Raw genomic sequence first — 18,411 nt, 5'->3', positions numbered from 1 at the left:
CCGGGGTCGGCGCCTATGATCGCTACATCCAGACCGACGCCAGCATCAACATGGGCAATTCGGGCGGCCCGATGTTCGACATGATGGGCAATGTCATCGGCATCAATTCGGCGCTCATTTCGCCGACCGGCGCCAATGTCGGGATTGGCCTTGCCATCCCCGCCGAACTGGCCAAGCCGGTGATCGATTCGCTGCGTCGTGGCCAGCGCCCGCAGCGCGGTTATCTCGGGGTCAGCCTCCAGCCGCTCGACGAAAATATCGCGTCGTCGCTTGGCCTGCCCAAGGATCAGGGCGAATTGGTTCGCTCGGTCGTCCCCGGCCAGGCGGCAGCGCGCGCCGGGCTTCGCCAGGGCGATGTCATCCTGACCGTCGGCGGCCAGATGGTCACCCCGGACGAAACGGTGTCATTCCTGATTGCCAATTCGACGGTCGGCACCCGCGTCCCGCTCGAGATCGTCCGCAACGGGCGCCGCGAAACGGTGACCGTGGTCGTCGGCCAACGCCCGACCGAGGAACAGCTTGCGGCGCAAACTGGTGGAAGCGATGACGGCTCGCCGAGCGATTCGGCAACCGGCTCGACCGTCGGGACGCAAGTCATCGGCCTGACGCTACAGCCGCTGACCGCCGACCTCGCGCGCCGTTCGAACATCCCCGCCACGGTGCGCGGCGTGTTCATCACCGCGGTCGATGCGTCGAGCGATGCGGCGGAGAAGGGGCTTCGCGCCGGCTTCGTCATCATGTCGGTCAACCAGGTGGCGGTGACCTCCCCGGCGCAGGTGACTGCCGCCGTTGATGCAGCCCGCCGCGCCGGCCGCAAGAGCGTGCTGTTGCTGGTCAAGAGCGGCACCGCGCCTGAAGCATTCGTCGGGATCGACATCGCGCCGCAGTAGGTGCTTGCTCGTGCTCCATCGTTCGGCCTAGGTTCGCACCTTAGCCGAACGAGGAACGCATCCATGGCCGATCAGCCGACAAATATCTTTATCGGGGCAGGCAGCGGCGGGACCAATCCGCAAGCGCTCGAACTGAAGCGCGCCAATCGCCACGGGTTGATCGCAGGCGCAACCGGCACCGGCAAGACCGTCACGCTGCAAGGCATCGTCGAGGGTTTGTCCGCCGCTGGCGTGCCGTGCTTCGTGGCCGACGTGAAGGGCGATTTGTCGGGCCTCGCTTTGGCCGGATCGCCGACCGGCAAGATGCACGATATTTTTGCTGCCCGCGCGGCCGAAGTCGGCATGACCGACTGGCACTATAAGGATACCCCGGTCCAATTCTGGGACCTGTTCGGCGAAAAGGGCCATCCGATCCGCACCACGATCAGTGAGATGGGGCCGCTATTGCTGTCGCGGCTGATGAATTTGAACGATGTCCAGGAAGGCGTGCTGACGATCGCTTTCACCATTGCCGACAAAGAAGGGCTGTTGCTGCTCGACCTCGACGACATGCAGGCGATGTTGGTCGAATGCGGTGAACGCGCCGACGAACTGACGCTTCAATATGGCAATGTTTCCAAGCAGTCGATCGGTTCGATCCAGCGCAACATGCTCCAGCTCCGTAGCCAGGGCGGCGACCATTTCTTTGGCGAGCCGGCGTTGGAATTGCATGATTTCATCGCGCTCGACGATAGCGGACGGGGGATCGTCAACATCCTTGCCGCCGACAAGTTGATGGCATCGCCGCGGCTCTACGCCACCTTCCTGTTGTGGCTGCTGAGCGAATTGTTCGAGCAGCTTCCCGAAATTGGCGATCCCGACAAGCCGGTGCTGTGCTTCTTCTTCGACGAGGCGCATCTGCTGTTCGACGATGCCCCGCCGGGTCTGCTGGAAAAGGTCGAGCAGGTCGTCCGGCTGATCCGCTCGAAGGGGGTCGGGGTGTATTTCATCACCCAGAACCCGATCGACATTCCCGACAAGGTTGCGGCGCAGCTCAACAATCGCATTCAGCACAAGCTCAACGCGTTCACCCCGCGCGATCAGCAGGCGGTTCGCGCTGCGGCGGATACCTTCCGCGCCAATCCCGGGGTCGATGTCGCGACCGCGATTACCGAACTCAAGATCGGTGAGGCGTTGGTGTCCTTGCTTCAGCCCGACGGCGCGCCAAGCCCGGTCGAGCGGACGCTGATCAAGCCGCCCGAATCGCGGGTTGCCCCGATCACGCCCGAAGAACGCACGATCTTCGTCACCACCGACGCTATCGGCAGCAGATATGACGAACTGATCGACCGCCAGTCGGCCGAGGAGATCATCAAGGCCAAGGGCGATGAAGCGGCGGCGGCGGTTGCCGTGGCGGAGGCCAAGACCGAAACCGACAAGAATGCCGCGGTCCAGGCCAAGCTCGATGCCCAGACCGCCAAGGCGCAGGCGCAGGCCGCTGCCGTCACCGCGCGGATGGAAGCGCAGCAACATGCTGCCGAACAACGGCTCGAACTGGCCCGCGTGCGTGAAGCCGAGCGCCAGGCCGCCCGTGCGGCGCGGGAAGCAGCCAAGCCGAGCCTGACCGATAAGGTGCTGACGTCGGCCGCAAGGTCGGTCGCCAGCTCGGTCGGTCGGCAGCTGACCGGTCGCTTGCTGCGCGGCGTTCTTGGTGGCTTATTCCGTGGTCGCTAAATTACCCGATGTTGCCGATCTGGAGCGGGCGTGGCGCGACGCCTTGTTTGCCAAGGATGAAGCGGCGCTGCGCAAGCTGATCCATCCGTTGTTCAAACTGGTCGGGATCCGCTCGACCGGCACGGTCGCGGTCGGGCTCGACGATTGGCTTGGCGCGCTCGAGAAAATGGACATTGCCAGCCTTGAAGTGCGGGTCACCGATTCGGTGCGACTCGATCAGACCATCGTCGCCACGGTCGATGCACAGTGGAAGTTGCGGTTCATGGGCCACACGATCGACGAGCGCGTGCTGCTGACCGATGTCTGGGCCAAGACCGACGCTGGCTGGCAAGTGCTTCGCCGCCATAGCAGCCCGGTGCCCGCCGGGGTCCATATCGAATGAGCCTCGACCTGCTCTATCGGTGGAGCGAAGCGGCACTGGATGAGCAGCCCGCGACGATCGCGCTGCGCCGCGAAATCCATGCCGATCCCGAGCTCGGGCTCGATTGCCCGCGCACCCGCGACAAGTTGAAAGCGGCGCTGGCCGGGCTCCCGCTCGTTATCCGCGACAGCGCCTCGACCAGCGGCTTCGTTGCCTTGCTCGACGGCACTGTCGTCGGCGACGCATCACGCACCGTGCTGCTGCGCGGCGACATGGATGCGCTTCCCATCCGCGAGACGACCGGGCTCGATTTCGCCAGCCGCATACCCGGCACGATGCATGCCTGCGGCCATGACAGCCATTCGGCGATGCTCGCCGCCGCCGCGCGCTTGCTATGCGCCCGCCGCGATACGTTCGCGGGCAAAATCCTGTTCATGTTCCAGCCGGGGGAGGAGGGGCATCACGGCGCGCGCGAGATGATCGCCGAAGGGCTGCTCGACGATCCCGCGCCCGACGCCGCCTTCGCGCTCCACATCTGGCCCAATCTGCCCGGTGGCGCGGTCGCCTGCCGCCCCGGCGCAATGCTCGCCTCGACCGACACGTTGCGCGCACGGATCGTCGGCAAGGGCGGTCATGCCGCCATGCCGCACGATGCGATCGACCCGGTGCCGGTCGCCGCCGAAATCGTCCTTGCATTGCAAACTGAAGTCGCGCGCCGCACCCCGGTCACCACCGATCCGGTGGTGCTATCGATCACCAGGATCAGCGCGGGCACCACACATAACGTGCTTCCCGAAGCGGTCGATTTACTCGGTACCTTGCGCACCTTGTCGCCCGCCGGTCGCACCCGCACCCGCGCCGCGTTCGAGCGAATTTGCACCCATGTCGCACTGGCCCACGGCTGCACCGCCGAAGTCGAGATCGACCCCGGCTATCCCGCAACCGTCAATGATCCGCGCGCGGTCGCCTTGATCGAGCGGCTGGCCGGCGCCGATTACATCCTCGCCCCCGCGCCGAGCATGGGCGGGGAAGATTTCTCCTACGTGCTCGAACGTATTCCGGGCGCAATGGCGTTCCTCGGCGTGGCACCGTCAGGCGGCGATCCGCTGGCCCGCGCCCCGCTTCACAATCCGGCGATGCTGGTCGATGAAACAGCAATGCCGCGCGGGGTTGCACTTCATTGCGCCTTCGCAACGACTTTCCTCGATTCAGGTTTCGCCATATGATGCTCGCATTGCTGTTGGCGCTCGCCGACCTCACCGGTTTCTACGCCTCCAGCCAAACCGAAGTCGCCGCCGCGATCGAGCTCGAGGCCGATGGCAAATTTGCTTACGCGCTCGATTATGGCGCGGTGTCCGAAGTCGCCGAGGGCAGCTGGACCAGCGAAGGCACGACCATCTATCTAACCTCGACCCGGACCGACGGCGTGTACAAGCAGGCCGCTTTCAATCGCGAACCGCTAACAATCGACGGCGGGGCGTTGCTGCTCAAACGCTATGACATCGTCATCCGCTTCAACCGCGACGACAGCCTGCCGACCCCGCCCAACCGCAACAAGAAACTTTAGGAACTCCACATGGCCACCAGCCCCGACACCAGCGACCAACTCAAGGAACTGACCTTCCGCGGGATCGTCATCGGCGCGATCCTCACGCTCTTGTTCACTGCCGCCAACGTCTATCTCGGGCTCAAGCTTGGAATCACGTTCGCCACCTCGATCCCGGCTGCGGTGATCTCGATGGCGGTGCTTAAATTCTTCCGCGATGCGACCATCCAGGAAAATAATATCGTCCAGACCATCGCCTCGGCGGCGGGCACGTTGTCGGCGATCATCTTCGTCCTGCCGGGCCTGATCATGGTCGGCTGGTGGACTGGCTTCCCGTTCTGGTTGTCGGTCGCCGTGATCGGGCTTGGCGGCGTGCTGGGGGTGATGTTCTCGGTCCCGTTGCGGCGTGCGTTGGTAACCGGCAGCGACCTTCCTTACCCCGAAGGTGTCGCCGCCGCCGAAGTGCTCAAGGTCGGTGCCGGGGTCGGCGGGGCGGAAGAGAATCGCATCGGGCTAAGGATGATCCTGTGGAGCTCGCTCGTCTCGGCCGCCTATGCGCTGATCGCCCAGACCAAATACGTCGCGACCGAGGCCGCGCGCGCCTTGCCGTTCGGCGGTGGCGCGACCACCGTTTCGACCAGCCTGTCGATGGCGCTGATCGGGGTTGGCCATCTGGTTGGAATGGCGGTCGGAATCGCGATGTTGGCGGGACTGATTATCAGCTGGTTCGTGCTGGTGCCGTGGCAGACCGGCCTCGCCGGGCTGGCCTCCGCCGCTGATCTCGAGACATTGGTCTCGACCGTCTTCCGGGCGAAAGTCCGCTTCATCGGCGCCGGGACAATCGGCGTCGCGGCCATTTGGACCCTGCTCAAGATCATCGGCCCGATCATCAAGGGCGTCACCTCGGCCCTCGCCGCCAGTCGCGCGCGGGCCAAGGGCGGACAAGTCAGCCTGGCACTGACCGAACGCGACATTCCGATCGGGATCATTGGCGTCACCATCCTCGGCTCGATGATCCCCATCGGCCTGCTGCTGTCGGCCTTCGCGCAAAGCGGCCCGATCGCCGCCGCGCCAATGCTGACCATCGGCCTCAGCTTGCTCTACATCCTCGTCGCAGGGGCGATCATCGCCGCGATTACCGGCTACATGGCGGGCCTGATCGGTGCTTCGAACAGCCCGGTATCGGGGGTCGGGATCCTCACCGTACTCGGCATTTCACTCTTGCTCGTGGCGATCTTCGGACGGGAATTGGGCGTTGACGCGTCTCAGAGCCTGGTCGCCTATGCGTTGTTCGTCACTGCAATCATCTTCGGCGTGGCGACCATCGCCAATGACAATCTGCAGGATCTAAAGACCGGCCAATTGGTCGGCGCGACCCCGTGGAAGCAGCAGGTGGCTTTGATCATCGGCGTGATCTTTGGCAGCCTTGTGATCCCGCCGATCCTGACTATCCTCAACGACGCGTTCGGGTTTGTCGGCGCCCCCGGTGCCGGTCCCAACGCCCTGGCGGCACCACAGGCGGCACTGATTTCGGCCATCGCGCAAGGCGTGCTTGGCGGCAGCCTCGACTGGAATTTGATCGGGCTTGGCGCGCTGATCGGCGTCGGGGCGATTATCGTCGATGAAGTGCTTCGGCGCAGCGGGAAATATTCGCTTCCCCCGCTTGCGGTCGGAATGGGGATTTACCTGCCGATGTCGCTGACCCTGCTGATCCCGGTCGGCGCGACGATCGGCTATCTCTATAACAAATGGGCCGCCCGCGCGCCTGATCCGGCCTTTGCCGAGCGATTGGGCGTGCTGATGGCGACCGGACTGATCGTCGGCGAAAGTCTGTTCGGGGTCGCGTTCGCGGGCATCGTCGGCGCGACCGACAATGATTCCCCGCTGGCGCTGGTCAAGGATTTCGCCTGGGCGGTGCCGCTCGGTCTGATCGCCTTTGCTGGCGCCATCGCCTGGCTTTACCTGAAAACCCGCGCCGAAGCCGGGGCCAAGACCGCGACCACCTAGAAGGTCAGCCGCGCCCGCGGTAAGGCGCGACGCCCTGGTCGGGGAGCCATAAGCCCTTGGGCGGCTCCCCTGATTGCCAGAAGACGTCGATCGGGATTCCGCCGCGCGGATACCAGTAACCGCCGATCCGCAGCCACTTGGGTGCCATCTCGTCGAACAGGCGCTTGCCGATCCCGACGGTGACGTCCTCATGGAAGCCGGCGTGATTGCGGAAGGCCCCGAGGAACAGCTTGAGGCTCTTCGACTCGACGATCGTCTCGCCAGGCGCATAATCGATTACCAGATGCGCGAAGTCGGGCTGGCCGGTAACCGGGCACAACGAGGTGAATTCTGGCGCGGCGAAGCGCACCAGATAAAGCTCGCCGGCGCGCGGGTTGGGGACATAATCGAGTTCGGCCGCAGCGGGGGAAGCAGGAAGCGAGCTCGGTTGGCCGAGATGTTTGGGATTGGTCATGGCGCGAGGCTCCTAGCAGCGTCGCGCGCGGGCCGCTAGGAGACTGCGATGGACGATCTAGTGACCACCGACTGGCTGGCGCGCAATCTTGGCGCGGACGATCTGGCGATTGTCGATTGTTCGGCGTTCATGCCCGCCGACAAGCGTGACGGCGTGGCGGAGTTTCTAACCCGGCACATCCCCGGTGCGCGCTTCCTCGACATATCCGAGGTCGCCGACAAGGCGAACCCGGCGCCGCACATGCTGCCATCCGCCGAAGCATTCGCCGCGGCGATGGTGGCGCTTGGCGTCGGGCGTGACGATCGGATCATCGTCTATGACAACAGCCCGCTGCGCAGCGCGGCTCGCGGCTGGTTCATGCTCCGCCATTTCGGCGCGGAACGGGTCGCGATCCTCGACGGCGGACTGCAGAAATGGAATCGCGAGAGCCGCCCGTTGGAGCATGGCCCGGCAATGCCCCGCACGGTGCGGTTCGATGCGCGTGCGGCGACCGACGTGATCGACAAGGATGGCGTGCTGGCCAATCGCGACCTGCCGCTGGCCGACGCGCGGGGCCCAGCGCGGTTCGACGGCAGTGAGGCCGATCCGCGCCCGGGGATCGCGTCGGGCCACATTCCCCGCGCGCGCAACCTGCCGTTCGCCAAGCTCTATCGCGACGACGGCACGTTCAAATCGGGCGATGCCCTGCGCGCTGAATTCGATGCGGCGGGAATAGACCCCGAGCGCCCGTTCATCGCCAGCTGCGGCTCTGGCGTGACCGCCAACAGCCTGATCTTCGCGGCGCGCCGATTGGGCGGGCGTGGGCATAAGCTGTATGATGGCAGCTGGAGCGAATGGGGTGCCGATCCCGACACGCCCAAGGAAGTCGGACGCGCTAAAGCGTAAGCAAGGTACCAAGTCGGTCGAGCTCGCTGCGGATCGAGGCGGTCAGCGTGTCAATCGCCGCGCGATTGGCCTCGAGACCGGCATCGCGAAGCGCGCCAATCACTTCGAGCCCGGCGACCGATCCGGCCACCGCATGGGCGGACATTGCATCGAACAACGCATGCTGCGCCTCGGTCGCTGTCGGCCAGGCGGCGGCGAGTACGGTCTGGTCGGCCGCCTCTCCGACGTGGCCACTCAGCCCTTCGGCGGCGGCAAGCGCCTGCGCAAGGCCGGCGACTCGCGCCAGTGCATCGGCTGGCGGAGCAACGTCGAAAGCGTCGGGTTCGGGCAAAAAATGGATCATGGCTGCGAGTATTAACGCGTCAGCCCTAAGAAAAAGTGAATCGCCGCGCCTGCCTAGGACGCGGCGTTCCCGTCGGCGTCGATATCGCGCAAGATCCAGCCGCGCTGCGGAATGGTCTCGATGAACTCCGCGCCGTTCGACGCCATCCGCAATTTCTTGCGCAATTTGGAGATGAACACGTCGATGATCTTGGGCTGCGGCTGATCGTCGGCGCGGCGGTAGAGATGCTTCAGCAACATCGTCCGTGTCACGACGTTGTTGCGCGCAAAGGCGAGCAGTTCGAGCACCCGATATTCCATCTCGGTAATCCCGATCGGATGGGTGTCGATGCGGATCAGGCGCTGGGTCGTATCGACCGCAAGCCGACCGCCACAAAGGGTGGCTGGCATGTCCGCACCGCTCGCCTTGAGGCTGGACAGCAAGCGCGACGCGGCCTCGTCGCTTTCCTCGGCCGACATGACGCCGGGCGAGCCAAGCAGGGCCTGCTGCAGGTCGCCGAACGTCTCATGCGCCTCCTCGACAATCCGCAGCCCTTCCTCGAACCGGCGCTTGGCGCGGTCGAGGATCGATTCCAGTTCGGCAAGCCGGGCGGAGAGCGATTCTGAAGGCATGGGGTCGATCGTCTTCCTTATTTTGGCGGCTGCGCGGTCGCTTCGGCGCTATTCGCCTCGGGCGCGGCAATGATCGCCTGGGTCTCGGCACCCTTGTCGACCACCCGCGTCTCGGGATCGCCGGCGACCGATCGCGCACCGATCACCGCGCGGTCGCGGCCGGCATTGTCGAGCATCTTGCTTTCGGTCTGGCTGCGCGGGGCAGGGCCACCGAACAAGGCTTCGACGGCCTGCGCCTGTGCGCCCTCGGCGGTCGAGCTGACGGTGCCGGCGACCGGCGGGGTCAGCGAATAATCGGGCGGGATCACCAGCGGCGCGTTGCGCGCCACGGCAAACTCGTCAAGCGCCTTGGTCTTGGGCGCCAGCAGGCTGCAGCCGCCAAGGGCGATCGCCGGCAAAACCAGCAGGGTGGGGATGAACTTACGCATGATCGATCTTCTCCTCGGGCGCCGCCGGCCGGATGAATATGGCACGAAGCAGCAGAATGACGACGCCGATGCTAATCGCCGCGTCGGCGACATTAAAGACTAAAAACGGACGCCACTCGCCGAAATGCAGGTCGAGGAAGTCGACCACAAACCCCAGCCGCACCCTGTCGACGATATTGCCCAGTGCGCCGCCAAGCACAAGCGCCAGCGCGATCCGCTCGCCGCTCTTTTCTTCCTTTCTGATCCACCAGGCAACGATTCCGGCGATAATTGCGGTCCCGGCGATCAGCAGCCAGCGTTGCGTGTCGCTACTCGCCTGGGCAAATCCCAGGCTGATGCCGCGATTTTCGACCCAGGTGAAATTGAAGATCGGCAGCAAGATGATCTGCCCGCGCTGCTCGAGCGCCAGCGGCCCGATCATGATGAACTTGCTGATCTGGTCGATCGCAAAAATGACGATCGCGAGCCCGTAAGCGGTCCGCAGCTTACCCATTGACCACCCCTTCGCATCGATCGCACAAATCGCCATCCTCGGTCACTTCGGGCAAATGCCGCCAGCAGCGCCCGCATTTGTGGTTGGTTGTTTTTCGATAACCCGTCGGTCGGCCCGTATTCACGTTCGCAACAATGAAAATCTCAGCCAGGTCGAGATCGCCGGGGTCGCCCTGATAATCGACTTCTACTTCGAGGCTTGAGCCGACTACTTTGTCACGGCGCATCGGCTCAATTTGTTCGTTTGCAAGCACGCGCGTCGCGCGAACGTTCTGCCATTTACTGATCAACGCCTCATTAGGTGCGGCGCCGAGCTCCGGCCACTCCAGCAAATGCACCGAACCCCCATCCGGATAGCGCGTCCCCCACACTTCCTCCGCCGTGAACACCAGCACCGGCGCGGCCCAGCGCACCAATGCCTGGAACATCGTGTCGAGGACGGTGCGATACGCGCGGCGCTTGGGGTCGTCCGCGCCATCGCAATACAGCGAATCCTTGCGGATATCGAAGTAGAAAGCCGACAAATCCTCGTTGCAGAAATCGCCCAACGCGCGGACGTAGGTGTTGAAGTCGAAATCATCGACCGCTTGCCGCAACTTCGCATCCAGCCCCGCCAGCAATGACAGCATGTACCGCTCAAGCTCGGGCATGGCGGCGACGTCGGTCACCCGCTCGGCCTCATCGAACCCCTCGAGCGCGCCGAGCAGATAGCGGAATGTATTGCGCAATTTGCGATATTGGTCGGCGACCCCGGCGAGGATTTCCTTGCCGATCCGGTGATCCTCGGTGAAGTCGACGCTCAGCGCCCACAGCCGCAAGATGTCCGCGCCACTGTCGCGCATCAAATCGGTCGGGCTGATCGTATTGCCCAGGCTCTTGGACATTTTCATGCCCTTGCTATCCATCGTGAAGCCGTGGGTCAGCACCGCATTGTACGGCGCGCGGCCGCGGGTGCCGCAGCTTTCCATCAGGCTCGACTGGAACCAGCCGCGATGCTGGTCCGACCCCTCGAGGTACAGATCGGCGGGCCAGCGCTGCTCGGGCCAGGCGCCGCTTTCCAGCGTGAACACATGGGTGCAGCCGCTGTCGAACCACACATCGAGGATGTCGGTCACCATCTCGTATTCGGCGGCTTGGTAGGTGCTGCCGAGATACTCCTGCGCCCGCGCTTCCTCCCACGCGTCGACGCCCTCGGCCTTGATCGCGGCGACAATCCGCGCGTTGACCGCATCGTCGACCAATGGCTGATTGCCCCCGCGCTTGACGAACAACGCGATCGGCACCCCCCACGCGCGCTGGCGGCTGATCACCCAATCGGGCCGCCCCTCGACCATCGAGCGAATGCGGTTTTCGCCTTTCTCGGGCACCCAGCGGGTGTTGGCGATGGCATGAAGCGCGGTTTGGCGAAGGCTCGGCGGCTTGGCGAGCGCCCCGCCTTCATTGTCCCACCTTTTCTCGGCGAAGCTCTCGCAATGCTCGACGCGCAAGGGCGTATCCATCGCGATGAACCATTGCGGCGTACACCGGTAAATCACCTTGGCCTTCGATCGCCACGAATGCGGGTAGCTGTGCTTGTAATCCGCCGACGCCGCGAGCAGCCCGCCGGACGCGCGGAGATCCTCGCAGATGGGCCCATCCGGCGCATTGAACTTGGCGTTGATGACGCTGCCCTGCCCGCCGAGCCAGCCCCAGTCCGCGCGATACTTCCCGTCGCCTTCGACCGCGAACACCGGGTCGATGCCATTGGCCTTGCACAGGTCGAAATCGTCCTCGCCATGGTCGGGCGCCATGTGGACCAGCCCGGTGCCGGTGTCGGTGGTGACGAAGTCGCCGGGCAGGAACGGGCGCGGCTTGGCGAAGAAGCCGCCGAGATGGTGCATCGGGTGGCGGGCGATGGTGCCGGCGAGGTCGGAGCCTTTGCCGCGCCAGCCCCCTGAATTCAGCCCAGCACTGTCTTCAGCCTCGCTGTAGCGAATGAAGAATTCTTCGATCAGCTGTTCGGCGACCACATACTTCTTTTGCGTGTCGCGATCCTTAAGAAGCGAATACTCAACCTCCGGCCCATAAGCGATCGCCTGGTTGACCGGGATCGTCCACGGGGTCGTCGTCCAGATCACCGCATGGGCGCCGACCAGCTCGGGGATCGGGCTCTCGACGATCTCGAACGCCACATCGATCTGGGTCGAGACAATGTCTTCATATTCGATCTCGGCCTCGGCCAGCGCGGTCTTTTCGACCGGGGACCACATCACCGGCTTGGCGCCGCGATAGAGCTGGCCGGTCTGCGCGAACTTCAGCAGCTCGGACACGATCGTGCCTTCGGCGACTGCGTTCATCGTCAGATACGGCTTGTCCCACTGCCCGCCGATCCCGAGCCGCTTCAATTGCTCGCGCTGGGTATCGACCCAACCCTGCGCATAAGCGCGGCATTCGGCGCGGAATTCTTTGATCGGCACCTGATCCTTGTCGAGCTTCTTCTTGCGATATTGCTCTTCGATCTTCCACTCGATCGGCAGCCCGTGGCAGTCCCAGCCGGGCACGTACGGCGCGTCCTTGCCGAGCAGGGTCTGCGTCCGCACCACCATGTCCTTGAGGATGTGGTTGAGCGCATGGCCGATGTGGATGTCGCCATTGGCGTAAGGCGGCCCGTCATGAAGAATGAACTGCTCGCGCCCCGCCCGCGCCGCGCGCAGCTGGCCATAAGCGTCGTCGGCCTGCCACTTGGCCAGGATCCCCGGCTCCTTCTGCGGCAGCCCCGCCTTCATCGGAAAGTCGGTCTTGGGCAGGAAGACTGTGGACCTGTAATCAGGCTTGGCGGGGGGTGTGTCGGACATCGCGGCGGCTCTAGCGGGTGGCGGCCGAGATGCAAACTCTTAGCCCTCCCCCTTGATGGGGGAGGGTTGGGTGGGGGTGATGGTCGATCGTGAGTATGGTATCTGTTGAGCGATCACCCCCACCTAAATCCTCCCCCATCGAGGGGGAGGACCTCAGAGCAATCGCCTCGCGTCAGCCGCATCCTGATCCATCTGAACCCTCAGCGCCTCAAGCCCGTCAAACTTCATTTCACCGCGCAGATAATGCACCAGCGCGACCTCGATCACCCGCCCGTACAAATCGCCATTCCAGTCGAACAGCACCGCCTCGAGCAGCTCCTTCGGCGGATCGAACATCGGCCGCACGCCGATATTCGCCACCCCGTCATGCTCGCTGCCGTCATCCAGCGTCACCCGCACCGCATAAATTCCATACGCCGGGCGCTGGTACGAACCCAGTTCGACATTGGCGGTCGGCCAGCCGAGCGCTCGCCCGCGCTTGTCGCCATGCTGGACCACGCCCTCGATCGCGAATGGCCGCGTCAGCAAGTGCGTCGCGCTGTGCGGGTCGCCCCCGATCAGCGCCGCGCGGACCCGGCTCGATGACACCGGCAACCCGTCGAGTGCCACCGCGCCGACCGTCTCGGCGACAATGCCATGCGCCGCGCCCAGGCTCTGCAGTGTCGCGGCATTGCCGCCGCGCGCCTTGCCGAAGGTGAAGTCCTCCCCGGTCACCACCCCTGCCGCGCCAAGCCTGTCAGCCAGCAACTCCGCGACAAAATCCTCCGCGCTGGTGCTGGCGAGCGCGGCGTTGAAGTCGAACACCAGCATTGCGTCCGCGCCGGCCGCCGCGAACAGGCGCTGGCGCTGGTCGAGGCTGGTCAGCCGGAATGGCGCGGCGTCGGGCTTGAAGTGGCGCACCGGGTGCGGATCGAAGGTGGCGACGATCACCGGCCTGCGCTCATGCGCGCCGCGTTGCACCGCCCGTCCGACCACCGCCTGGTGGCCAAGGTGGAACCCGTCGAAATTGCCAAGCGCGACAATTGCATCCTTGAGTGCTTCGGGGATCGGGCTATCGAGGGTCAGGCGCTGCATATCGCGGCTGGCTTAACGGCAATCAGTTTCAAGTCCAGACGCCAAACTCTGAACCCCACCGCTTGACTCTCGGCAATGCCAAACCTAAATGCTCGCTATCCCGTTCCTCCGGTAATTCGGCGGCGCATTCGTGCGTCCGTCGATTTCGCACTTGGAATGCGGGGTTATCGCTTTGAGATGGGGCGCGCGTGCCACGCCGCCCTGTGGAGCTTGGGAGACTATATTCTTATGGCACGTATTGCCGGGGTCAATATCCCCACCAACAAGCGCGTTGAAATCGCCTTGACCTACATCCACGGCATTGGGCGCACCAAGGCCAAGGAAATCACCGAGAAGCTGAAGATCGCGCCCGAACGCCGGGTCCAGGATCTGTCGGATTCAGAAGTGCTGCAAATCCGCGAATCGATCGATGCCGATCACACCGTGGAAGGTGACCTTCGCCGCCAGACGTCGATGAACATCAAGCGGCTGATGGATCTGGCCTGCTATCGCGGGCTTCGCCATCGCAAGGGCCTTCCGGTCCGCGGCCAGCGCACGCACACCAATGCGCGCACCCGCAAGGGCAAGGCCAAGCCGATCGCCGGCAAGAAGAAGTAATCTTTCTTCGCCGCTTCAGCAGTTCAAAGAATTAGGGATTTCCAATGGCCCAAGCACCTCAGCGCATCCGCCGCCGCGAACGCAAAAACATCACGTCGGGGGTGGCGCATGTTAACGCCAGCTTCAACAATACCATGATCACCATCACCGATGCGCAGGGCAATGCGATTGCTTGGTCAAGCGCCGGGACGATGGGCTTCAAGGGCAGCCGCAAGTCGACTCCGTACGCTGCGCAGGTTGCTGCGGAAGACGCGGGCCGCAAGGCCGCCGAGCATGGCGTCCGCACCCTCGAAGTCGAAGTCAAAGGCCCCGGGTCGGGCCGCGAATCGGCGCTTCGTGCGCTGCAATCGGTCGGCTTCCAGATCACCTCGATCCGCGACGTCACCTCGATCCCGCATAACGGCGTCCGCCCCTCGAAACGCCGCCGGGTCTAAGCTTTCGGCCAAAGTGGTACTTTGGCCGAAGGTAGAAGACGAAGAAAGTTTCAATTCAAGGGTTTAGCGGGACGCCGCTGCCCCAGCTGCCAAGGAAACCACATGACCGTCAACGTAAAGAACTGGCAGGAACTCAAGAAGCCGAACGCGCTCGAGCGCAAGACCGGCGCGGGCGATGTCCGCCGCAAGGGCGTATTCGTCGCTGAGCCGCTGGAACGTGGCTTCGGCATGACGCTCGGCAACTCGCTTCGCCGTGTCCTCCTCAGCTCGCTGCAGGGCGCCGCGGTCACCAGCCTCAAGATCGAGGGCGTGCTGCACGAATTCAGCAGCCTGGCCGGGGTCCGCGAGGACGTCACCGACATCGTGCTCAACGTCAAGCAGATCGCGCTCAAGATGGAAGGCGAAGGCCCCAAAAGGCTGCAGCTGTCGGCGACCGGTCCGGGCGAAGTCACGGCGGGCCAGATTGCGGCCACCGGCGACATCGAGATCACCAACCCCGACCTCGTCCTGTGCCACCTCGACGATGGCGCGACCTTCAACATGGAACTGACGGTTGACGTCGGCAAGGGTTACGTCCCGAGCCAGGCCAACCGCCCGGCCGACGCCCCAATCGGCCTGATCCCGATCGACGCTTTGTATAGCCCGGTGCGCCAGGTCGCGTACAAGATCGAGAACACCCGCGTCGGCCAGGAACTGGATTATGACAAGCTCACGCTGACGATTGAAACCGACGGTACCGTCAGCCCCGAAGATGCGCTGGCGTTCGCGGCGCGCATCCTTCAGGATCAGCTGCAATTGTTCGTCCACTTCGACGACGCGATGGTCCGCTCGGCCCCGTCGGGGATGATGGGCGGCGCGGCCCCGGCCCCGCTCGGCAGCGACGCCCAGATCGCCGCCGATACCAACCAGCTCAACCGTTATTTGCTCAAGAAGGTCGACGAATTGGAATTGTCGGTCCGCTCGGCCAACTGCCTCAAGAACGACAACATCATCTACATCGGCGACCTGGTCCAGAAGACCGAAGCCGAAATGCTCCGCACCCCCAATTTCGGCCGCAAGTCGCTGAACGAAATCAAGGAAGTGCTGGCGAGCATGGGGCTGCGGTTAGGAATGGACATCCCCGGCTGGCCGCCGGAGAATATCGAGGAAATGGCGAAGAAACTCGAGCAGGAATTGCTCGGCTAAGCGCCAGCCGCAATCGAACATCGCCAAGGGCGGTCCCGCGAGGGGCCGCCCTTTCCGCGTCTGACTTGGGCTGCGCTTATTCGGTCGGGGCGGGGTCGACGCGGCCGATCGGGACCCAGCTGGCCTTGTCGTCATCGCTCGATTCGAGGTCGCCGCCGGCGGTCGGCCAGCGCAGATATTGGTTGAGCGACTTGTTGTAGGCGAGGGTGTAAATCTCGCTGCTGGTGGCGATCTCCTCATAATCGGCTTCGCCATCGGCGTTGGTAAAGGTCCACAAGTCTGGATCGGTAAACCATTCCAGTTTGAGCATCTCGCCTTTGTACAGCATGGGCGCGCTAGCATCTTCGGCGGCGTTATCGGTCGCGGCAGCGGCGGCGTCAGGGGCGGCGGTGGCGGCGACCGCGACCGGCTCGCGCGGTTGGGAATCCACGCCGAAGCCGAACACCTTGGCCAAGGCGGCGACCGCACCGACCAGCCCGGTCAGTCCGACCACCCAGCCGGTGGTGCCCGAAAACGGGCCCGAGCCGCCGCCGCTCCCGCTGCTGGCCGATTCCTGCCCCGATGTCGGTTCATCCGTCATGATCAATCCCCCCGAATTGCACTCTCCAGCGTCGAACATGCCATTGAATGCGCGGCTTGGCCATGCCCCCGCGACTTGACTTGGCGCGCCGGATCGGGTTGAGGAGCCGCTCTCCCGCAAGAGACGGATATGCGCAGCCGCCGATGAGTGCTGCGTGGCCGGGTTTACCTGATACGGAACCCCGACGAACAGAAGGATTGAGATCATGCGCCATCGCGTTGGCCATCGGAAATTGCAGCGGACCTCGGCCCATCGTACCGCGATGTTCCGCAACATGGCCGCATCGCTCATCAAGCATGAGCAGATCACCACCACCACCGCCAAGGCGAAGGAGCTTCGGCCCTACGTCGAGAAACTGATTACCTTGGCCAAGAAGGGCGGCCTGTCGAACCGCCGCCTGGCGATGAGCCGGTTGATGGACGAGACCCAGCTGGCAAAATTGTTCGACGTGCTGGCGAGCCGCTATGCAAGCCGCGACGGTGGTTACTGCCGCGTGGTCAAGGCGGGCATCCGCATGTCGGACGCCGCCGCCATCTCGATCATCGAATTCGTCGACCGCGACGTTTCCGCCAAGGGCCAGGATTCGGGCCCGGTGATGGGCGACGAGGAACTCGCCGACGCGTAAGCGCGACGATACCAAGTCCAATATCGAGACGCTTCGGGCGCCGAGCTGTTAATCGGCTCAGGCGCCCGAAATCCATGCACGGCCCGCCGTTAACGAGGTTAGCCGACATGGTTACGCAATTGCGCTGTCATATTGATCGTGATTAGCTTTCTCTTGCTCGGATTAGCGAGAAGGGGAACCCACATGCCTGTACCACCAGCAACCACATTGACCGGAACGCCGGGCGACGACGATCTGTTCGGGACCGTCAGCGAAGACGTAATCGACGGGCTGGAGGGCAATGACACTATCAGCGGCGGGCTGGGCAGCGACTGGGTGACCTATCAGGGGTCGCCGGGCGCGGTGGAGGTGTTCATCGGGCCGACCGGGTTCGGATCGGCCAGCGGCGGCTATGGCGACGACAATCTCGACAGTATCGAAAATATCGTCGGGTCGAACTTCGACGACTTCATTTCGGCGAGCAGCAGCAATCCGCTGGCGACCGACAATATCTTCAACGGTCTGGGCGGCAATGACGTGCTGCTGGGCGGGCGCGGCAATGACACGTTGTACGGCGGCGACGGGCACGACACGCTCTACGGCCAGCAGGGCGACGATCTGATCCAGGGCGAGGCCGGCAATGATTTCATGCGCGGCGGCAGCGGCAATGACACGCTCGACGGCGGCAGCGGGTTCGACCGGGTCAGTTTTTTCCCCACTGGAAGCGATACGGTCATCAGCGGGGTGACGGTGTCGCTGCTGCTGCAAGGCGTTGCGCAGGATACGGGGCAGGGGCTCGACACATTGATCGGGGTCGAATCGCTGTCGGGCACGCCGTTCAACGACAGTTTGACCGGGGACGCCAATATCAACTGGCTGATCTCGGCCGACTTTGACGGGGCGGGCGGCGACGATCAGCTTTACGGGCTGGGCGGCAATGATCTGCTCGAGGTCGCGGCGGGCAATCATATCCTCGACGGCGGTGCCGACGTCGATACCTTGTCGTTCAACGCGCTCGGCTTTGCACTACCCAATGGGGTCAATGTCTCGCTCGCGCTGCAAGGCGCGGCGCAGGTCACTGGCCTGGGCAGCATGACGATCAGCAATGTGGAAAATTTGTCGGGGACGTCGTTCGACGACACGCTGACCGGCGATGCCAATGCCAATGCCTTGTACGGCGCGGGCGGCAAAGACAGCCTGAGCGGCGGCGCGGGCAATGACGTGCTGTACGGCGACGCGATCGTCAGCGCGTACAATCCGGTCGACGGCAATCCCAGCGGTCCGGCGCTCTACACCGACGTGACCTTGTTCGGGCAGGTGGCGGGCAATGACGTGCTCGACGGCGGCGCCGGGGACGACATTTTGAACGGCGG

General features: G+C 64.1%; 20 protein-coding genes. 12 read left to right on the top strand and 8 right to left on the bottom strand.

Features of this window, described 5'->3' with window-relative positions; all coding sequences use genetic code 11:
• The 6 genes from RMN73_RS10215 to RMN73_RS10190 form a co-directional block, all read left to right on the top strand.
• Positions 1 to 890 (top strand): PDZ domain-containing protein (locus RMN73_RS10215; RefSeq protein ID WP_309603223.1); only part of this gene is annotated, 890 nt, incomplete at its 5' end.
• Between the two features lie 63 nt (positions 891 to 953).
• Positions 954 to 2,603: a helicase HerA-like domain-containing protein gene (locus tag RMN73_RS10210; RefSeq protein ID WP_309603222.1), complete on the top strand. Its 1,650-nt coding sequence runs from the start codon at positions 954 to 956 to the stop codon at positions 2,601 to 2,603.
• On the top strand, positions 2,593 to 2,985 hold the full coding sequence (locus tag RMN73_RS10205) for a nuclear transport factor 2 family protein (RefSeq protein ID WP_309603221.1): 393 nt from the start codon (positions 2,593 to 2,595) through the stop codon (positions 2,983 to 2,985). The genes RMN73_RS10210 and RMN73_RS10205 overlap by 11 nt, the downstream gene beginning before the upstream one ends.
• Positions 2,982 to 4,190 (top strand): M20 family metallopeptidase, encoded by a 1,209-nt coding sequence (locus RMN73_RS10200; RefSeq protein WP_309603220.1) that lies wholly within the window; start codon positions 2,982 to 2,984, stop codon positions 4,188 to 4,190. Before RMN73_RS10205 ends, RMN73_RS10200 begins: the two co-directional genes overlap by 4 nt.
• The gene (locus RMN73_RS10195) at positions 4,187 to 4,531 is read left to right on the top strand and encodes a hypothetical protein (protein WP_309603219.1); all 345 of its coding nucleotides are present in this window, start codon (positions 4,187 to 4,189) and stop codon (positions 4,529 to 4,531) included. Before RMN73_RS10200 ends, RMN73_RS10195 begins: the two co-directional genes overlap by 4 nt.
• A 9-nt stretch (positions 4,532 to 4,540) precedes the next feature.
• Positions 4,541 to 6,517: an OPT family oligopeptide transporter gene (locus RMN73_RS10190; RefSeq protein WP_309603218.1), complete on the top strand. Its 1,977-nt coding sequence runs from the start codon at positions 4,541 to 4,543 to the stop codon at positions 6,515 to 6,517.
• A gap of 4 nt (positions 6,518 to 6,521) precedes the next feature.
• Here RMN73_RS10190 and queF read toward each other — a convergent pair whose 3' ends face one another.
• Positions 6,522 to 6,971, bottom strand: coding sequence for a preQ(1) synthase (gene queF, locus RMN73_RS10185; protein ID WP_309603217.1), 450 nt, complete (start codon positions 6,969 to 6,971; stop codon positions 6,522 to 6,524).
• Between the two features lie 48 nt (positions 6,972 to 7,019).
• Between queF and sseA the strand changes: the two genes are divergently transcribed.
• Positions 7,020 to 7,856, top strand: a complete 837-nt coding sequence (gene sseA / locus RMN73_RS10180) for a 3-mercaptopyruvate sulfurtransferase (RefSeq protein WP_309603216.1) — start codon at positions 7,020 to 7,022, stop codon at positions 7,854 to 7,856.
• On the opposite strand, the gene RMN73_RS10175 is transcribed toward sseA, so the two are convergent.
• The 6 genes from RMN73_RS10175 to RMN73_RS10150 all read right to left on the bottom strand — a co-directional run bounded on the left by RMN73_RS10175 (position 7,846) and on the right by RMN73_RS10150 (position 13,638).
• A complete protein-coding gene (locus RMN73_RS10175; protein WP_309603215.1) occupies positions 7,846 to 8,199 on the bottom strand; it encodes a hypothetical protein in 354 nt (117 codons plus the stop codon). The genes sseA and RMN73_RS10175 overlap by 11 nt on opposite strands.
• A 53-nt stretch (positions 8,200 to 8,252) precedes the next feature.
• On the bottom strand, positions 8,253 to 8,810 hold the full coding sequence (locus RMN73_RS10170) for a winged helix-turn-helix domain-containing protein (RefSeq protein ID WP_309603214.1): 558 nt from the start codon (positions 8,808 to 8,810) through the stop codon (positions 8,253 to 8,255).
• Positions 8,811 to 8,827: 17 nt separating this feature from the next.
• Entirely contained in the window at positions 8,828 to 9,238 is a 411-nt protein-coding gene (locus tag RMN73_RS10165) for a DUF3035 domain-containing protein (protein WP_309603213.1), read from the bottom strand.
• On the bottom strand, positions 9,231 to 9,731 hold the full coding sequence (lspA, locus tag RMN73_RS10160) for a signal peptidase II (RefSeq protein WP_309603212.1): 501 nt from the start codon (positions 9,729 to 9,731) through the stop codon (positions 9,231 to 9,233). The genes RMN73_RS10165 and lspA overlap by 8 nt, the downstream gene beginning before the upstream one ends.
• Positions 9,724 to 12,564, bottom strand: coding sequence for an isoleucine--tRNA ligase (gene ileS, locus RMN73_RS10155; RefSeq protein ID WP_309603211.1), 2,841 nt, complete (start codon positions 12,562 to 12,564; stop codon positions 9,724 to 9,726). The genes lspA and ileS overlap by 8 nt, the downstream gene beginning before the upstream one ends.
• 153 nt (positions 12,565 to 12,717) lie before the next feature.
• Complete coding sequence (locus RMN73_RS10150) at positions 12,718 to 13,638, bottom strand: bifunctional riboflavin kinase/FAD synthetase (RefSeq protein ID WP_309603210.1); 921 nt, start codon at positions 13,636 to 13,638, stop codon at positions 12,718 to 12,720.
• Between the two features lie 228 nt (positions 13,639 to 13,866).
• On the opposite strand from RMN73_RS10150, the gene rpsM reads away from it, so the two are divergent.
• The 3 genes from rpsM (at position 13,867) to RMN73_RS10135 (ending at position 15,854) form a co-directional block, all read left to right on the top strand.
• Positions 13,867 to 14,235 carry a 30S ribosomal protein S13 gene (gene rpsM / locus RMN73_RS10145; RefSeq protein ID WP_309603209.1) on the top strand — a complete coding sequence of 123 codons (369 nt, stop codon included), beginning with the start codon at positions 13,867 to 13,869 and terminating at the stop codon, positions 14,233 to 14,235.
• Between the two features lie 44 nt (positions 14,236 to 14,279).
• Positions 14,280 to 14,669, top strand: a complete 390-nt coding sequence (gene rpsK / locus RMN73_RS10140; protein WP_309603208.1) for a 30S ribosomal protein S11 — start codon at positions 14,280 to 14,282, stop codon at positions 14,667 to 14,669.
• 102 nt (positions 14,670 to 14,771) lie between these two features.
• Positions 14,772 to 15,854, top strand: a complete 1,083-nt coding sequence (locus RMN73_RS10135) for a DNA-directed RNA polymerase subunit alpha (protein ID WP_309603207.1) — start codon at positions 14,772 to 14,774, stop codon at positions 15,852 to 15,854.
• A 76-nt stretch (positions 15,855 to 15,930) separates the two neighbouring features.
• Here RMN73_RS10135 and RMN73_RS10130 read toward each other — a convergent pair whose 3' ends face one another.
• Entirely contained in the window at positions 15,931 to 16,434 is a 504-nt protein-coding gene (locus tag RMN73_RS10130) for a hypothetical protein (protein ID WP_309603206.1), read from the bottom strand.
• Between the two features lie 205 nt (positions 16,435 to 16,639).
• Here RMN73_RS10130 and rplQ point away from each other — a divergent pair, with 205 nt between their 5' ends.
• Together rplQ and RMN73_RS10120 are read left to right on the top strand one after the other, a co-directional pair.
• Positions 16,640 to 17,059, top strand: coding sequence for a 50S ribosomal protein L17 (rplQ, locus tag RMN73_RS10125; protein ID WP_309603205.1), 420 nt, complete (start codon positions 16,640 to 16,642; stop codon positions 17,057 to 17,059).
• A gap of 183 nt (positions 17,060 to 17,242) precedes the next feature.
• Positions 17,243 to 18,411: calcium-binding protein (locus RMN73_RS10120; RefSeq protein ID WP_309603204.1), on the top strand; the 1,169-nt coding region annotated here is incomplete at its 3' end.

It is taken from the genome of Sphingomonas sp. (genome assembly GCF_031372575.1).
Taxonomy (GTDB): domain Bacteria; phylum Pseudomonadota; class Alphaproteobacteria; order Sphingomonadales; family Sphingomonadaceae; genus Sphingomicrobium.
The sequence above is the reverse complement of the archived record's forward strand: the minus strand, read 5'-3'. Positions and strand labels throughout refer to the sequence as shown.

Coding starts and splice junctions, on each gene's coding strand:
- RMN73_RS10210 (WP_309603222.1), top strand. CDS start 954: ATGGCCGATCAGCCGACAAATATCTTTATCGGGGCAGGCAGCGGCGGG.
- RMN73_RS10200 (WP_309603220.1), top strand. CDS start 2,982: ATGAGCCTCGACCTGCTCTATCGGTGGAGCGAAGCGGCACTGGATGAG.
- RMN73_RS10195 (WP_309603219.1), top strand. CDS start 4,187: ATGATGCTCGCATTGCTGTTGGCGCTCGCCGACCTCACCGGTTTCTAC.
- RMN73_RS10190 (WP_309603218.1), top strand. CDS start 4,541: ATGGCCACCAGCCCCGACACCAGCGACCAACTCAAGGAACTGACCTTC.
- queF (WP_309603217.1), bottom strand. CDS start 6,971: ATGACCAATCCCAAACATCTCGGCCAACCGAGCTCGCTTCCTGCTTCC.
- sseA (WP_309603216.1), top strand. CDS start 7,020: ATGGACGATCTAGTGACCACCGACTGGCTGGCGCGCAATCTTGGCGCG.
- RMN73_RS10175 (WP_309603215.1), bottom strand. CDS start 8,199: ATGATCCATTTTTTGCCCGAACCCGACGCTTTCGACGTTGCTCCGCCA.
- RMN73_RS10170 (WP_309603214.1), bottom strand. CDS start 8,810: ATGCCTTCAGAATCGCTCTCCGCCCGGCTTGCCGAACTGGAATCGATC.
- RMN73_RS10165 (WP_309603213.1), bottom strand. CDS start 9,238: ATGCGTAAGTTCATCCCCACCCTGCTGGTTTTGCCGGCGATCGCCCTT.
- lspA (WP_309603212.1), bottom strand. CDS start 9,731: ATGGGTAAGCTGCGGACCGCTTACGGGCTCGCGATCGTCATTTTTGCG.
- ileS (WP_309603211.1), bottom strand. CDS start 12,564: ATGTCCGACACACCCCCCGCCAAGCCTGATTACAGGTCCACAGTCTTC.
- RMN73_RS10150 (WP_309603210.1), bottom strand. CDS start 13,638: ATGCAGCGCCTGACCCTCGATAGCCCGATCCCCGAAGCACTCAAGGAT.
- rpsM (WP_309603209.1), top strand. CDS start 13,867: ATGGCACGTATTGCCGGGGTCAATATCCCCACCAACAAGCGCGTTGAA.
- rpsK (WP_309603208.1), top strand. CDS start 14,280: ATGGCCCAAGCACCTCAGCGCATCCGCCGCCGCGAACGCAAAAACATC.
- RMN73_RS10135 (WP_309603207.1), top strand. CDS start 14,772: ATGACCGTCAACGTAAAGAACTGGCAGGAACTCAAGAAGCCGAACGCG.
- RMN73_RS10130 (WP_309603206.1), bottom strand. CDS start 16,434: ATGACGGATGAACCGACATCGGGGCAGGAATCGGCCAGCAGCGGGAGC.
- rplQ (WP_309603205.1), top strand. CDS start 16,640: ATGCGCCATCGCGTTGGCCATCGGAAATTGCAGCGGACCTCGGCCCAT.